This window comes from Acinetobacter sp. YH16042 (genome assembly GCF_013417245.1).
In the GTDB taxonomy this organism is placed as follows: domain Bacteria; phylum Pseudomonadota; class Gammaproteobacteria; order Pseudomonadales; family Moraxellaceae; genus Acinetobacter; species Acinetobacter amyesii.
The window spans coordinates 34,556-49,482 of the sequence record NZ_VPEJ01000016.1; the positions used below are offsets into that span (position 1 = coordinate 34,556).

Here is a 14,927-nt window from a genome sequence, read left to right on the forward strand (position 1 = left end):
TGTCCTGATCAGCGGCGTGAACGTCTCGCCCACGCTAATTCGATTTGTTTCATCCGTGTTAGTGATTCCAACACAAGGTTGCGTAAGTGTCGACAAAAATCTTCCATAAATAAAGTGGCTTGATGTGATTTTCTGATTAAAACTGCATCAGTCACTAATTTAAACAAATCAAAAGATTCTTGTAGTTCACGTCGTGAAATATTCAGTGTCAGGAAATAACTACGTCTGAGTGATGGCAACAATTCTTGGTAATAACGCATCAGGTAGGTATTTCCCACCATTTCATGCTGACGAGCCATGCCCTGAAAAATCAGATCATAAAACTTTTCAGTATTGCCTTGGCGAGTTTCCACGTCTAATTGTTCAAGTAATAACTGAATACGCTCAGCTTCATGGCTGCGCCACGTTTCCGCCATACGATGCACAATTTGACCCAACAATAATGCTGCAATATCAAATAATGAGCGCACTTGTAAAGCCGACATTTCAGAGACTAAGGCGCCACGTCGTGGGTAGATTTCAATGAGCTGAGTCCGTTCTAAAATCAATAACGCTTCACGAACAGAGCCACGGCTCACATCCAATTCGGCCGCAATTCTGAGTTCCTGAATACGCTCGCCTTCAACCAACTCACCGCGAATGATTTGTTCACCGATGTGTTTGGCAATTTGTTCTGACAAACTGTCCGCTTCTTGTTGTTGCATACTGTTCCTATCTTTTTTTTATAAGATGCAATGTTCAGATTTACACTCAATCTATTTGCATTAGAAACGATAAGCAACCTAATTGAACATGACATTGTCTGACAATCTTGTGTCAACAAAGCCAATTTTTTCAGTCAAAACGGACAATCATGCGCCAAAGGCTTGCACACCTTGGTAAATAAAATAGCAGCCGACTGTTGTTAATAAACATGCAAAACAACGCTTTAGCATAAATGGCGACAACATATGAGCCACTTTCGCACCCAATTTCGCAGTGATGAAGCTCATTACACTAATCCCGATAAATGCATAAATATGGATATAACCAATGGTATTGGGAACCACGATATCGGCTTGATGACCAAACCACATAAAGCCGAGTGCCCCAGCAATCGCAATCGGTAAACCACATGCAGCAGATGTTGCGACTGCTTTTTGCATAATGACGCCGTTTTTATTCAAATATGGGACGGTTAAGCTACCACCACCAATACCGAAGATCGCAGAAGCAATCCCAATACCACCGCCTGCTGCCATTTGCATGGCTTGTGAGGGTAAATGTTTATTCGGATCGACTGGTGTCGCTGCACCGCGAAACATTTTAAAGGCCACCCAGACCGCAAAAAAGCCAATTAACAGTTGCAAACCCTGCCCTGATAAATAATCTGCAATGCCTGCACCGAGAAATGAACCGATCACCAAACCCGGTGCCAAATTCCGAAAGACATTCCACAGCACGGCACCTTTTTTATGATGCGCCGAAACCGAGCTAAGTGAGGTGACAATAATCGTGGCTAAAGATGTGCCCACCGCCATGTGCATTATCACACTGGGATCATACTGAAGTTGGGTAAAGACGATGAATAAAATCGGTACAATAATCAGGCCACCGCCCACACCAAATAGCCCCGCAGCAAAACCAGCGATTGCACCAATCAGTAAATATATGATTAACTCCATCAATATTATTCCACAACTCTCAGATTCAAATGGATTTAGAGACCAGACACTTACAGCAATTGCTGAGCACAGTACCTCAACCGCCTGAAGTTTTATTACTGAAGCCCATTACTACATCGACCAATGACGATGTCCGTGAGATTGCCAAAAAAGGCATTCAGCATGTTTTGGTATGCAGTGAACAACAGACTCAGGGCCGTGGGCAACGCGATCATCAATGGGTCTCACCCGTTGGTAATATCTATTTAAGCACATTGCTGAATTTACAGACAGCGATAGATGGACGGCTTGCACTTGAAATTGCCTTAAACATCTTGCAAATGCCAAGTTTGCAAAATCTAGCATTGCAAGTGAAATGGCCCAATGACCTGTATAGCCCACAAGGCAAATGGGGCGGGATCTTGATTGAGCCGATTTCGCCACATCAAGCAATTGTCGGCGTTGGGATGAATTTATTTCCGATTCCATCCGCAGGAATTGAGCAACGTGCAACCTCGTTATCTGAACTCGGACTTCCCTCGCCAAACCGTTTGCAGTTAATTGCTGAACTCTATGCAGCGATTCAACTTGCAGGTGAATGGTTCGATCATAACTGCTACAACCTCGCTGCACGATTCAACCATTATGCTGCATTTATGCAACAGCCTGTTGAGCTTGAACACCTACAAGGCAAAAGCCAAGGTCTCTTTCTCGGTATTGAAAATGATGGTTCGATCAACATCCAAACTTCGCAGCGCTTAGAAAATCATTTCCAAGGTCGCTTACGTTTAGCAGATCAATCATAAACAGGATTGCAAAGGCCTACTGATGAAAAAATTATGGCTCGATGTCGGTAATACCCGGCTGAAATACTGGATTACCGAATACGATCAAATCATAGAGCATGCTGCGGAACTGCATTTACAGTCGCCTGCCGAACTTCTACTCGGTTTGATCCAGCACTTTAAAAGTTTGGACTTAGATCAGGTCGGGATTTCCTCGGTACTCGACAAGAAAAATAATGATCGGATTCAAAAAATTCTTAAATTTTTAGCCGTTCCTGTCACCATTGCAAAAGTTCATGCCGAATATGCGGGCTTGCGCTGTGCCTACGAAGATACCAGTAAATTCGGGATCGACCGTTGGCTGCAAATGCTGGCTGTGGTCAAAGACCCTACACAAAAATACTGTGTCATTAGCTGTGGCACGGCACTCACCATTGACTTAACGGATGGCTTACAACATTTAGGCGGCTATATTTTGCCAAATTTGTATTTGCAACGTGATTCGCTCATCCAAAACACCAAAGGCATTAAAATTCCAGATGCCACCTTTGATGAGCTGTCTCCTGGTAAAAACACCATAGACGCTGTTCATCATGGCATCTTGCTCAGCTTGGTCAGCACCATTGAAAAGGTTCTCGATAAATATCCAAGTCAGTTGATTTTAACCGGTGGCGATGCTGCGCTATTTGCACGCTATTTAGAACAATATCAGCCAGCTGTCGAAGCAGATTTGCTGCTTCAAGGTCTACAAAGTTATGTAAATGGCGTGTAATTTAGCCATTTTTTGATAGCAAACTGTGAAAGCGTGATGACCAATGGTGATCACGCTTTTTTATTGAGGGGCATTTCATATAAGCGTGGTTACAAATTGTATCGCGATTCATGACCTTTTTTCGTCCAAGGAATTACAATAGCCTGCGATGATCGACAGATACATCAGCAACTTTATAATTTAAAAATGTCTTTCAAGATAGAATATAAGACGAAGAGTATAGATATGAAATTTAAAAATTTACTGGGTTTAAGCCTGCTCGCCTCTACATTATTCTTCGGCGGTTGTACCACGACACAAAATCTAGCCAACTCTAAAATCCCTGCCGAAATCAAATCACAGCTCAGCACCTCTGAAGCAGTTTTGGGTTATTTTGGAGATGAAGATAATCCTGATTACTGCGGCTGCGTATCATATATTGACTCAAGCTATTACATGACTCCAGTCAAAGACGGCTATTACCGTGTACTTTTAGGTCGTAATGCGACAGGTGATTTTTTAGTCCAAGATTTTTACCAAGAAACCAAAACCCCTCAATCCTCACCTGCTTGGGTCAAAGATCCGATGAAACTATTTAGTTTCAGTGGCAGTGACATTGAAGGCCCAGTAACGCTTTATCGCAAAAACGGCAAAGTAGAATCAACCTTTGTGAACCAAGATGGCGTGAGCATCCACGGCGAAGAGTTTTATCCAACAGGACAACGTGGCGCAGCGTATAAAGTCGATGAAAATGGCAATGATGCCTATCGCTTATGGTATGCCTCAGGAAAAATTGCGGCTGAATATGTCGTCGATACCGATGGTGAATATGTCGGTGCCTATAAAGCATGGCAGGAAGATGGTCGCGAAGCCAATGATGATATTGACGACATTCGTGAACGTGTTGCTTTAGAACTCGACTGATCTATCAACAAATCGAACAAACAAAAAGGCGCAGATTGCGCCTTTTTTCTCTTCAATTGCACCAATTGCATGATTGTAATCTCAGGCTTCACTAAATATCTTATCGACAAAACACGCGATCTATAAAACACGCGCTCAAAACCTACCTAAGCCGTTAAAATCGGCTCTAACACGTGCCACAGTTGTGGAATCTCAGAAAAGCCATCTTTTGCTGTGAAATGCCCTGCTTCTTTCACTTCATAAATTTGTGCATTTATAAAATTGCCCAATTGAATCGCAACCGGTGGCGGCACGATTGGATCATTGGATGAAATCAGACTGATACAAATTGGCATATAGGTCTGTAAAACACCACTATCCATTTTTGCACGTTGAATAAATGCGGTTAATTCAGGTTGTGTCGGTAAACTACTTTTAAAACCTGACACAAAAACGCCCGCTTTAATCCGTGTGCCATGCTGTTCAAAATATTGATTGAGATAATGCAGCGTGGTTAAGCACCCCAAACCATGGGCAATCACAATGGTATTTTCATCCAAATCAGGCATTTGCAACGCTAGAAATTTCTGCCAATGGTCAAAATCAGGTTGTGCTGCATTTGCCATCACGATGCGTCGAGAATAATGTCCTGCTTCCTGCAGCTTTCGTCCTAACCAAGGAAACCAATGATCATTCGGTGATGCATCATGACCATGAACAATATAGATCTTTTGGCTTTCTGGCGTATGCGGTGTATTCATGATTTGATTCTTATTTTAGGTGATTATTTTTGGTTAAACCTTCAATTTGCAGTTCGGCAAATTTTCACCTCTGTTTTAAACCTGTCACCTACACGCTCTCAATGTCAATTTGGCATCTTTTTGTAATGATTTAGCTCAGTTCGGTATCTATCGGCTCGTATAGCAAGATTCCTTCATCCAGTACTTGCTATCAAATATACCCTACCACTTTACTTGAACGCACAGTCTCGTCAAATTGCAGCCATAAAAAAAGGCGCAGAAAGCGCCTTTTTTTCAGTCCAAATTACTTCGGATCTTTACTGCCAAACAATGGACCCATGCCACCGCCGCCAAATTGTTTTTGCATATTGCCTAATGATTTCATCATTTTTGCCATACCCGTTGGGTTGGCAAATTTCTTCATCATTTTCGCCATTTGCGCATGTTGCTTGATGAGTTTATTCACTTCAGCAACATCCATACCACAGCCTGCTGCAATACGTTTTTTACGGCTTGGATTCATCAAGTCTGGGTTACGACGTTCTTTAATGGTCATCGATTGAATAATCGCTTCCATTTTCTTCACTTGCTTTTCAGGATTTGCTTGTGCAATTGCATCTTGAATCCCTGAGTTGCTCATGCCTGGAAGTTTATCCAGGAAGCCCATCATGCCGCCCATTTTGTTCATTTGTTCAAACTGCATCAGCATATCTTCAAAGTTGAAGCTACCGCCTTTTTGCAGTTTTTTCGCCATTTTTTCGGCTTTTTCTTTGTCGATTTTACGTTCAACTTCTTCGACCAAAGAAAGTACGTCACCCATACCCAAAATACGCTGTGCGATACGTTCAGGATGGAATGGCTCTAGGGCATCAAGTTTTTCACCCATACCCAAGAATTTAATCGGCTTGCCAGTAATCGCACGAACAGAAAGTGCCGCACCACCACGTGCATCACCATCGGTTTTTGTCAGGATCACACCTGTTAAAGGCAAAGCATCATTAAAGGCTTTTGCCGTATTCGCCGCATCCTGACCGGTCATGGCATCAACCACGAACAATGTTTCAGTCGGCTTAATTGCTGCATGAAGCTCTTTAATTTCATCCATCATTTCGTCGTCTACATGTAAACGACCTGCTGTATCGACAATCAAGACATCAGCAAATTGAATTTTTGCTTGCTCAATCGCACGATTTGCGATGGTAATTGGTTTTTCGTCTGCGCTTGATTCAAAGAAAATCGCGCCAACTTCACCTGCAACCGTTTGTAGCTGTTTAATCGCTGCTGGACGATAAACGTCGGCAGACACCATTGCTACTTTTTTCTTTTGACGCTCTTGTAAGAAACGTGCAAGTTTTGCCGCAGTAGTAGTTTTACCCGCACCTTGCAAACCTGCAAGTAGCACAACAACTGGTGGTTTTGCCGCTAGGTCTAGGCTTTCATTCGCCTCACCCATCATTTTGGTCAATTCGTCATGAACGATTTTGACGAAAGCCTGCCCCGGTGATAACTGAGTCATCACTTCTTGGCCCAATGCTTCTTCCTTAACTTTCGCGATGAATTCACGAGTTACAGGTAACGCAACATCGGCTTCAAGAAGTGCCATACGTACTTCGCGTAACGTATCTTTAATATTGTCTTCGGTTAGCTGCCCTGAGCCAGTAACATTTCTTAAACTCTGCGTGAGTCGTTCTGTTAAGGTATCAAACATTGCAAAATCCGCTTAAAATAGCCATGAGCAAAAAATTGTTTCTTAAAATAGAAAATTTATGCATAGAATGCTATAGGATACTTTAGTTCTTGCAGAATTTATATAAATGAATATTCAACATCCTGAAAAAGGTTTGACATGATCAGTCTCCCCTTGGTTTACACGATCCTAGCATTAATCGCTTATACCACGTCTTTTTGGTATTTATTCAGCCATTTAATGTCTAAACGTGCGCCGAACCATTGGTTTATTGGTGTTGTACTTGGTTTAGGCATGTTATTGCATGCAGGTGTTTTATATAACGACATGTTGACGCCTATGGGTGTGAACTATGACGTGTTCAACCTGATGTCTTTCACTTCAGGTCTCATGCTATTGCTCAGTGTGTTATTTAGTACCTATCGACCTGTGCTGGCAATGAACCTGTTGGGCATTCCTGTGGCAGCGACAGGGTTGATTTTGGGCTTCGCATTTAGTCGACAAAATCAATTTATAGAACAACATTCGCTGGGTTTAGACATCCATATCATCTTGTCACTTTCCGCGTATGCCGTCCTGCTGATGGCAACAATTCAAGCGGTTATTTTGCGTTTACAAGACCGTGAACTAAAAAACAAGCAGAAAAAGCGTGTATGGGTGAGTCTGCTTCCATCCTTCCAAGCCATGGAATCTTTGCTATTTGATTTATTGATTGCTGGATTTGCACTACTGACCGTGGCGCTTGGGTTTGGTTTCTTCACCATCGATAACTTCTTTGCACAGCATTTGGCGCATAAAACTGCCTTTAGCATTATTTCATGGTTCGTCTATGGAGCTTTGCTTATTGGACACTATCGATTTGGCTGGCGTGGTCAAAAAGCTATTCGCTTTACCATTATTGGTTTTTGTCTTTTGGCAGTTGGCTTTATTGGATCTAAGTTTATTTTAGAAATGGTTTTGGGCCGCTAAGTCGACGATGAAACGATTTTAAGTTTTATTAAGAAGAGAGCTACGGCTCTCTTTTTTTATATCTTGATTATTCACATAAAAACAACAGGCATAAAAAAAGCGCTATACAGCGCTTTTTTTTTCATTACGTCTAAATTATAGAGCAACGATGTTTACAGCATTCGGGCCTTTTTGACCTTGAGCGATGCTGAAAGAAACCTTTTGGCCTTCTTGCAAAGTTTTGAAGCCAGAACCAGTGATTTCGCTGAAGTGAGCAAAAACGTCAGGACCGTTGTCTTGTGCAATAAAACCGAAACCTTTAGTTTCGTTGAACCATTTAACTGTACCAGTAACTGTATTAGACATAATAATACCTATTAATTTGTTGATTTAGCCATTGGATGATGACTGACTATAACTTGGAAAATAATAAAGAATTGAACTTCATTTCTGTAAAAAACGAAGGATTATGACTAACACTGCGATACTTAAAGAAAATTTACGAAACAATACTTTTTTTCTAGTTGCAGCCATCATACATGAAATCTTAAAAGATTCAAGCACAGTATATGTTGTTGATTCCATTAAAAAACAACAGTATAAGCCATCTTCTTATTATTACTATCCATATGTATTTACTCATTTTATTGTTAAAGTTTTATGTCAGTCAATACTTTACGACTTTGGTCCTAATTTCACCAAATAGTTACATAAAATCTTGTCATTTCGTATTCCGCGTCACCTTAAGCACAAAACCTAGACATCCCTTTCAAAACCACGTATAACTCCGTTTTTCAATTTTTGGCTGTGTGACCGTGAAACTTGTTCTTGCGCCGATGGAAGGCTTAACCGACCCAATTATGCGAGATGTGTTGACGCATGTGGGGAGTTTTGACTGGTGTGTAACCGAGTTTATCCGTGTCACGGACTCTGTCCTGCCCGATCATATTTATCATAGCTATTGTCCTGAACTAAACAATGAAGGTAAAACTGCAGCAGGAACACCGGTTCATGTGCAGTTCTTAGGTAACAATCCCACTATGCTCGCGGCAAATGCTGTACGCGCGGTAGAACTTGGTGCCCCTGCGATTGATATGAACTTTGGTTGTCCTGCAAAAACCGTCAACCGCCACCGTGGTGGTTCAGTTCTGCTAGATGAACCTGAAGTGGTGTATGAGTTAGTCAAAGCTGTGCGTGATGCTATTCCGAGTCATATTCCTGTATCGGCAAAAATGCGTTTAGGTTATATGGACCGTAACTTCACTATGGAAAATGCGCATGCCATCGAAGATGCCGGAGCTGCATGGGTTACAGTCCATGCGCGGACTAAAGCCGATGGTTATACCCCGCCTGCCTTTTGGGATCAGTTGCAACCCATTCGTGAAGCATTGAAAATCAATGTGATTGCCAACGGTGAAATTTGGAACAATGCCGATGCCAAACAGTGCCAACTCGAATCCGGTTGTGAAGACCTAATGATTGGTCGTGCTGCGGTGACCACTCCTGACATTACACAGTGTATCCGTCGTAATACCGATGAACCGCTGATTACATGGCATGAACTACTTGGATTACAAATTCGTTTCTTAAACGGCTCGTATAAAAAAGAAATGAATATGGTCGGTCGTTATAAACAATGGCTCGGCATGATGTCGAAGCACTATCCAGAAGCCAAAGTCCTTTGGGATGAAGTAAAACGTGTCAAACCACTTGATGAAATCGTGCAAAAACTCAAAGCCGGTATGTAAGTTTTAAAGCACATCGCCCAATATGAAAACGAAAAAGTGTGAAAACACCTATCTAAGCGTAGCCGCAGAGCCTTTGATTATACCTACAGTGTTCAAAGGCTTTGTTGTTTGGCAAACTCTAAAATTGCGTCGATCTCATCTGCCAAGAACTCTTTAGGATGTTCCGAAGTCGGGTTCATCACCAAGCTTGCGCCTTTGGTAATCGCAAATAATTTTTCAGCACTGATCATGACAAACTCTGCATCTGCACCAACATCCTGTTGAAGCATCGCAAGACTCAGAAAAAATGGAATGGCTTGCTCGCCTTGCTCCGTTTCCATCAATTGAAAATGTAAATGCTGCTCTGTATCACGCTCACCCAAACAATATACTTGGCTGGCTAAAAGTTGCTGATAAAAGTCTTGGTATTGCTCAGGATGATCTAAAGTCGATTCATAAAGGTGTTGAAGCGTGTCGTTCATTGTTATTGTCCGTCTATTTTTATCAGTCAGATACTGTTCACAATCCACAGCATACAGGAAGTTTATGAATTATGCCGTTGATTTAAATCCTCAATGTGCTGTCGATTTGTTTTCCACGATTTTTCTCAAATTTCTTTTTCTAAACGCAACTGTATTCGTTTAAGTTTCATTTCAGAGACCACGGGTTGCTGAAAGGTTTGAACATAGTCCACCCAAGCTGTACCCCGAAATACATTCGACGGCATCTCTGTTTTAAACACTGCTTCAGGCATAAAAACAATCACAGAATGCATATTGTCTTTATCCACAATATCGCTCAACACCTGTTCTAACACTTTCATATGTTTATAATTTTGGTGAATTGGATTTTGAAATTTAAAACTTTTTTTATAAATCTTTTGCGTCCATTGTTTTTGTCTCTCGCTCCCAAAAATCCAGCCCTTATAGTTTTTAGTTTCAATCACAAACACACCAAATGGGCTTAAAAGAAGATGATCAATTTGAGTTGTAGCTCCTTCGCCATCTGGTAAGGTCAAATCATTTAACAATATATAATGGTCTTTCAAATAAAGTTTGACATGAACGGCGACAGCAAACTCCCCCATTTTCCCCTTTAAATAAGGTTTAAATGCTTTGATTGCCCCCACAATCAGTAACAATGGAATTAGCCACCACAACGTCGAAATGAAGGGTGCAAAGATTTGAGAAATATTCATTAATTTGATTCATTATTTTAAATAAGTATATTTTCTATTTTATTGTAATTTCTCAATTTTTAACAATATTTCTTTATTTTCTAGACCACCCGCAAAACCCACTAATTTTCCATTTGCGCCCACGACACGATGACAAGGTGCAATAATTGAAATTGGATTTTTACCATTGGCTGCACCGACAGCACGTACGGCTTTGACATTGCCGATCTGCTCTGCAATTTGTTTATAGCTGCGAGTTTCTCCAAAAGGAATCGTCAGTAAAGCTTGCCAAACTTGTTGCTGAAATGCGGTGCCTTCAAAGTCTAGCGGCAAGTCAAATTGCTGTCTTTTACCCGCAAAATATTCATTTAATTGCTGTGCAGTTTTGAGCAAAATCGGGTGTTGCCGATCTTCAACCAAAGCCGCCAATCGCACACGATTAGGGTTTTCATTTTCCCAAAGGACAGCCACCAATGCGGTTTCATGTGCAACAAGTTTTAATTGTCCAACGGGCGAATCTAAAAACTGATAAGAAAGTTGCATGACATACTCCAAGCTCAAAATCGCAGCACTTCATTATTCAGGAGGACGATAATTTCATCAAGACTAGTCCTGAAATAATCAGTACCGCAGCTAGCATGCGCATGGCATTGGCAGGCTCACCCAATACAACGATGCCGAGGATAAATGAACCCACTGCACCAATCCCTGTCCACACCGTATAGGCTGTACCCAGTGGTAAGGATTTCATTGCATAAGACAATAAAGCGAAACTTGCGATCATGAAAACAATGGTCAAAATACTTGGCGTCAGTTTGCTAAAGCCTTCAGAGACTTTCATACAATAGGCCCAAACCACCTCAAGTAATCCCGCTACAATTAATAAAACCCAAGCCATATTTTTACCCAAAAAAAAGCACAGGGATCAATGACTGCTGTGCTTTAGAACATATTAACTTGAAGATAATTTCATCAAGATTAGACCCGAAATGATCAGTACTGCGGCTAACATCCGCATGGCAGTTGCAGGCTCACCGAGTATAAAAATACCCACGAGGAAAGAGCCAATCGCGCCGATTCCTGTCCAAATGGTATAAGCTGTTCCCAGAGGCAACGTTTTCATGGCATAGGCCAACAAACCAAAGCTCAGGATCATAAAAAATAAAGTGACTAAACTTGGGCCAAGTTTTGTAAAGCCTTCTGAGAGCTTCATCGAATAGGCCCAAACGATTTCAAAAATACCAGCGAATACCAGAACAACCCAAGCCATGATGCCTTCCTCCATATTAATAGAGTCAGGTCGTCCTGACGATTTTTCTTACTGGCTTTGAACAAAGATGTAAGGGAGGTCGTTCCTCCGAATATTTTCTCAGTATAGCAAATATGCTGAATTTTAGTGCAGTCTTTACATTTTTTGACCAAATTCAGGGCGTTATTCAGTTGAGTAAAACTCTAGTGCTGATGATTTGCGCCAAAACATAGCATGTCTGTTCAAAGGACAAATTCAGAAATAAAAAAGGCATCACCAAAACCTATTGATGATACCCTCTTTATTTGGTCTATTCGCCGATTAGAACTTCAGACGAAGACCTGCGCCATACCACCATTGCTTTTCACTTCCAGTTTCAGCTTGCCATGCCGTATGCTGATTTCCTTTTTCATAGCTGTAAGCGACATCGATAAAGGGCATCAGCTTTTTATTGATTTCATAGCGTGTTTCTAGCCCTAGCCATACAGAACTGAGTCCTGTTTTTTGTGCATAGGCGGAATCATCACTCAGCACCACATCTAGGTTCAGATACGGTTTTAAAATCAATTTTTGCGTCAGCAGAAAATCACGTTCGGTTTCTAAAGAAAAACTGACCTGTTTATCTGCACCAAGATATAAATAAGCATCGGTTTCAAAGAAATACGGTGCCAGACCATGCAAACCCACCACAGCATCTAACTGTTCTTTGTCCGTCACTTGATGTTCATCGACCCGATAACGCGCACCAATTTGCGCATCCCAAAAGTCGGAGATCATACGGCTATACATCAATTGAGCCGCATAATCTGCATCTTGAGATTCTGCTTTATCCGCATGTAATTTGATGAAGAGCTTATTTTCATCGGTCCCGATTCGACTCTCAATTTCGGTCTTTAAACTTCCACGGCCATCGGCATTATTGAGCCATCGATTGTCTATCTCAGTCGCTTGATAAATCTGTCCACCATGTTCACGCTTATGATCAACAGGGTGCTGCGCAGAAGCAGCACGTGACGCAATAGATGATGCATTTGCATGTTCTGCATGTTCTGCATGTTCTGCATGTTCTGCATGTTCTGCATGTTCTGCATGTTCTGCATGTTCTGCATGTTCTGCATGTTCTGCATGTTCTGCATGTTCTGCATGTTCTGCATGTTCTGCAGTATGCTCCATCTTGTTCGATTCGATCCTTGTTTGCATCACTTGATGCGACGAATCATGTGAGGAATGCGACTCATGTTGAGCTAACATCGACATGCTGTGATGTGCATCTTGCGCCATGGTCATTTGAGTGACCGATGCCAAACCTAAACTCAATACCGTATACGTGCATGATTTAATGATGCGCATGAGACACCTCCTTTTTCGGCACAGATGCTGTTTTAGTATTCTCTGCGACATTTGCGACCACAAGTTTATTCATCATCCCTGCAGACATGTGATACAGCAAGTGACAATGAATCGCCCATTCCCCTAATTCATTGGCCGTTAACAGAGCCGTCACTGTTTTCCCCGGCGGCACAATCACCGTATGTTTATTTGGCATTTCAGAAGACACTTGCCCATTTTCCAATTGCATAAACATGCCATGTAAATGCATCGGATGCGCCATCATGCTGTCATTGACAAATTTCAGGCGAATTCGCTCACCATATTTCACTTGTAGTGGTTCGGCTTCGCTAAATTTTTTGCCATTCATGGTCCACATATAGCGTTCCATCGTTCCACCCAAATGAATGACCAAGTCTTGCGTCGGTTCACGGGTATCAGGCTGCGGGGTTAACGCTTTTAAATCACTATATTGAAGTGCCTTATCACCGACAGGAGTAAAAGCATTGGCCCAACCCATAACCGTTGCTGAATTTACAACTGCCTGCTTCTCCTCTTTAGACTGTGCATGCTCCATCGCTGTATGCGTATCCAGTTTCATTGATGAATGATCCATCTCACTATGATCCATATTGGCATGCGCTGAATCAGACATATTCTGTTTATGCATATCTGGATGCTGCATAGTAGTATGCGCAGTCACTGGAGAATAGTCCATGTCATGTCCCATAGCTGCATGATCATGAACTTGTTTCGGCTGAATATTTGACGGATTGACAGTATGCGTGTTGTGCTCATGAGCATTCACTTGCTGGATTGCTGAAGTTTGGGTTGAACCTGTAGCCATACGTCCCATATTGCTATGGTCCATATCTGACATTGAGCCGTGCCCCATATCTTCCATGGTCAGCAAAGCGCGTGGCCGAGCTTTTGGCATGTGAATGCCTGAGTGCTGAGGCTGCGTTTCATCATGTAAAGTGCCAATCGCAAATCCTGTCCGATCGATCGACTCAGCCTCTATCTGATAATGCGCAGATTTAGGCTCTACGATCACATCATACGTTTCTGCAGCACCAATTCGGAATTCATCCACAGCGACCGGTTTGACCGCTTGGCCGTCTGCACTGACCACCGTCATTTTGAGCTGAGGAATACGCACATCAAAAAACGACATGGCCGCAGCATTTACAAAACGAAGTCTAACTTTTTCATTGGGCTTAAACATCCCTGTCCAGTTCTGCTGTGGTGTTTTGCCGTTCACTAAAAACGTATAACCCGTGACATCTGACAAATCCGTTTTCAGCATACGCATCTGATTCCACATCGAACGATCTTGCCAAGTGTTTTTTAAACCTGTTCGTTGAATTTGCGTCCATACATCTGAAACTGTTTCACGCTGATTTTGATAGTATTCGGCAGACTTTTTCAGATTTGCCATAATCTGAGCGCTAGATGATTCATGAAAATCCGACAGCATGACCACATAATCACGTTGCGTCTGTTCATGTGCGGCAAGTGCTTGTTTACCTTTCGGATAAATTACCAAAGCGCCATACAATCCGTCTTGTTCTTGGCCTTTGGAATGCGCGTGATACCAATAGGTTCCGCTTTGACGGACTTTAAATTTGTAAGTAAAGCTACCATCAGGCTGTATTTCATTGAAACCATTAAAGCCGGGTACACCATCCATTAAGCCGGGCAGCAATAGACCATGCCAATGCACTGAGGTATTTTGTTTTTTGAGCTGATTATGCACATGGATGACCGCATCATCGCCTTCTTCAAACTCCAGTAATGGTGCTGGAAACTGACCATTGACGCTGATTTTCTTGACCGCTTTACCAGTCAAATTGATGGTCTTTTCATCAATATTCAGATGATATTCTTTAATGGCTGCAAACGCCCACGTTGGTGACAGCAGACATACCCCGAGCACGAGGCCTGATTTAAATAAATTAGACATGACTTAACCTTTATAAAATAACGAA

At 42.0% G+C, this 14,927-nt stretch carries 16 protein-coding genes and 1 pseudogene; 5 read left to right on the forward strand and 12 right to left on the reverse strand.

The genetic code is table 11. The annotated features are described in order from the left end of the window. Nucleotides 1–8: 8 nt before the first annotated feature. Entirely contained in the window at nucleotides 9–704 is a 696-nt protein-coding gene (locus FTV37_RS11725) for a GntR family transcriptional regulator (protein ID WP_078191157.1), read from the reverse strand. A gap of 147 nt (nucleotides 705–851) precedes the next feature. Further along, complete coding sequence (locus tag FTV37_RS11730; RefSeq protein ID WP_180008514.1) at nucleotides 852–1,664, reverse strand: sulfite exporter TauE/SafE family protein; 813 nt, start codon at nucleotides 1,662–1,664, stop codon at nucleotides 852–854. Nucleotides 1,665–1,693: 29 nt separating this feature from the next. Here FTV37_RS11730 and FTV37_RS11735 point away from each other — a divergent pair, with 29 nt between their 5' ends. From FTV37_RS11735 to FTV37_RS11745, 3 genes are all read left to right on the forward strand, one after another. Continuing rightward, on the forward strand, nucleotides 1,694–2,449 hold the full coding sequence (locus FTV37_RS11735) for a biotin--[acetyl-CoA-carboxylase] ligase (protein ID WP_180063933.1): 756 nt from the start codon (nucleotides 1,694–1,696) through the stop codon (nucleotides 2,447–2,449). A gap of 22 nt (nucleotides 2,450–2,471) precedes the next feature. After that, entirely contained in the window at nucleotides 2,472–3,200 is a 729-nt protein-coding gene (locus FTV37_RS11740; RefSeq protein WP_180063934.1) for a type III pantothenate kinase, read from the forward strand. A gap of 225 nt (nucleotides 3,201–3,425) precedes the next feature. Continuing rightward, complete coding sequence (locus FTV37_RS11745) at nucleotides 3,426–4,103, forward strand: hypothetical protein (protein ID WP_180055574.1); 678 nt, start codon at nucleotides 3,426–3,428, stop codon at nucleotides 4,101–4,103. A 146-nt stretch (nucleotides 4,104–4,249) separates the two neighbouring features. On the opposite strand, the gene FTV37_RS11750 is transcribed toward FTV37_RS11745, so the two are convergent. Together FTV37_RS11750 and ffh are read right to left on the reverse strand one after the other, a co-directional pair. Further along, nucleotides 4,250–4,843, reverse strand: a complete 594-nt coding sequence (locus FTV37_RS11750) for an alpha/beta hydrolase (protein ID WP_078191162.1) — start codon at nucleotides 4,841–4,843, stop codon at nucleotides 4,250–4,252. 283 nt (nucleotides 4,844–5,126) lie between these two features. Next, nucleotides 5,127–6,530 (reverse strand): signal recognition particle protein, encoded by a 1,404-nt coding sequence (gene ffh, locus FTV37_RS11755; RefSeq protein WP_078191163.1) that lies wholly within the window; start codon nucleotides 6,528–6,530, stop codon nucleotides 5,127–5,129. Nucleotides 6,531–6,668: 138 nt separating this feature from the next. Between ffh and FTV37_RS11760 the strand changes: the two genes are divergently transcribed. Next, nucleotides 6,669–7,478, forward strand: coding sequence for an inner membrane protein YpjD (locus FTV37_RS11760; RefSeq protein WP_078191164.1), 810 nt, complete (start codon nucleotides 6,669–6,671; stop codon nucleotides 7,476–7,478). 135 nt (nucleotides 7,479–7,613) lie between these two features. Here the strand turns inward: FTV37_RS11760 and FTV37_RS11765 are convergent, their stop codons facing one another. Continuing rightward, entirely contained in the window at nucleotides 7,614–7,823 is a 210-nt protein-coding gene (locus FTV37_RS11765; RefSeq protein WP_067761877.1) for a cold-shock protein, read from the reverse strand. 449 nt (nucleotides 7,824–8,272) lie between these two features. On the opposite strand from FTV37_RS11765, the gene FTV37_RS11770 reads away from it, so the two are divergent. Continuing rightward, nucleotides 8,273–9,205 (forward strand): tRNA-dihydrouridine synthase, encoded by a 933-nt coding sequence (locus FTV37_RS11770; protein WP_180063935.1) that lies wholly within the window; start codon nucleotides 8,273–8,275, stop codon nucleotides 9,203–9,205. Between the two features lie 92 nt (nucleotides 9,206–9,297). Here the strand turns inward: FTV37_RS11770 and FTV37_RS11775 are convergent, their stop codons facing one another. The 7 genes and pseudogenes from FTV37_RS11775 to FTV37_RS11805 all read right to left on the reverse strand — a co-directional run bounded on the left by FTV37_RS11775 (nucleotide 9,298) and on the right by FTV37_RS11805 (nucleotide 14,902). Continuing rightward, nucleotides 9,298–9,666 (reverse strand): SseB family protein, encoded by a 369-nt coding sequence (locus tag FTV37_RS11775; protein ID WP_180023108.1) that lies wholly within the window; start codon nucleotides 9,664–9,666, stop codon nucleotides 9,298–9,300. Between the two features lie 128 nt (nucleotides 9,667–9,794). Beyond that, a pseudogene (locus FTV37_RS11780) lies at nucleotides 9,795–10,382 on the reverse strand (nuclease-related domain-containing protein); the annotation flags it as partial. Between the two features lie 39 nt (nucleotides 10,383–10,421). After that, nucleotides 10,422–10,904 (reverse strand): methylated-DNA--[protein]-cysteine S-methyltransferase, encoded by a 483-nt coding sequence (locus FTV37_RS11785; RefSeq protein ID WP_180026910.1) that lies wholly within the window; start codon nucleotides 10,902–10,904, stop codon nucleotides 10,422–10,424. 37 nt (nucleotides 10,905–10,941) lie between these two features. Beyond that, nucleotides 10,942–11,259 carry a quaternary ammonium compound efflux SMR transporter SugE gene (gene sugE, locus FTV37_RS11790; RefSeq protein ID WP_078191206.1) on the reverse strand — a complete coding sequence of 106 codons (318 nt, stop codon included), beginning with the start codon at nucleotides 11,257–11,259 and terminating at the stop codon, nucleotides 10,942–10,944. A gap of 54 nt (nucleotides 11,260–11,313) precedes the next feature. Further along, nucleotides 11,314–11,631 carry a multidrug efflux SMR transporter gene (locus FTV37_RS11795; RefSeq protein WP_078191168.1) on the reverse strand — a complete coding sequence of 106 codons (318 nt, stop codon included), beginning with the start codon at nucleotides 11,629–11,631 and terminating at the stop codon, nucleotides 11,314–11,316. 300 nt (nucleotides 11,632–11,931) lie between these two features. After that, nucleotides 11,932–12,960, reverse strand: a complete 1,029-nt coding sequence (locus FTV37_RS11800) for a copper resistance protein B (protein WP_180063937.1) — start codon at nucleotides 12,958–12,960, stop codon at nucleotides 11,932–11,934. Further along, nucleotides 12,947–14,902, reverse strand: coding sequence for a multicopper oxidase domain-containing protein (locus tag FTV37_RS11805; protein WP_180063938.1), 1,956 nt, complete (start codon nucleotides 14,900–14,902; stop codon nucleotides 12,947–12,949). Before FTV37_RS11805 ends, FTV37_RS11800 begins: the two co-directional genes overlap by 14 nt. Between the last annotated feature and the right edge of the window lie 25 nt (nucleotides 14,903–14,927).